The organism is Colwellia marinimaniae (assembly GCF_002207865.1).
In the GTDB taxonomy this organism is placed as follows: Bacteria; Pseudomonadota; Gammaproteobacteria; order Enterobacterales; family Alteromonadaceae; genus Colwellia; species Colwellia marinimaniae.
Map to the genome: position 1 here is coordinate 1 of NZ_BDQM01000116.1, position 529 is coordinate 529.

Sequence of the window (529 nt, forward strand, 5' to 3'; positions counted from 1 at the left end):
GGGATCAGCGCAGCCGGATACCGTGATTCTGGATACGTCTGAACTGGTCACGGTCGTGGCACTGGTGAAGCTGCATACTGATGCACTTCACGCCACGCGGGATGAACCTGTGGCATTTGTGCTGCCGGGAACGGCGTTTCGTGTCTCTGCCGGTGTGGCAGCCGAAATGACAGAGCGCGGCCTGGCCAGAATGCAATAACGGGAGGCGCTGTGGCTGATTTCGATAACCTGTTCGATGCTGCCATTGCCCGCGCCGATGAAACGATACGCGGGTACATGGGAACGTCAGCCACCATTACATCCGGTGAGCAGTCAGGTGCGGTGATACGTGGTGTTTTTGATGACCCTGAAAATATCAGCTATGCCGGACAGGGCGTGCGCGTTGAAGGCTCCAGCCCGTCCCTGTTTGTCCGGACTGATGAGGTGCGGCAGCTGCGGCGTGGAGACACGCTGACCATCGGTGAGGAAAATTTCTGGGTAGATCGGGTTTCGCCGGATGATGGCGGAAGTTGTCATCTCTGGCTTGGAC

General features: G+C 58.0%; 2 protein-coding genes. Both read left to right on the plus strand.

Going from position 1 to position 529, the window contains the following annotated elements; all coding sequences use genetic code 11:
* A partial coding sequence (gene gpFI / locus MTCD1_RS18445) for a DNA-packaging protein FI (protein ID WP_235013377.1) occupies window positions 1-199 on the plus strand: 199 nt, incomplete at its 5' end.
* Window positions 200-210: 11 nt separating this feature from the next.
* Window positions 211-529: head-tail joining protein (locus MTCD1_RS18450; protein ID WP_088569002.1), on the plus strand; the 319-nt coding region annotated here is incomplete at its 3' end.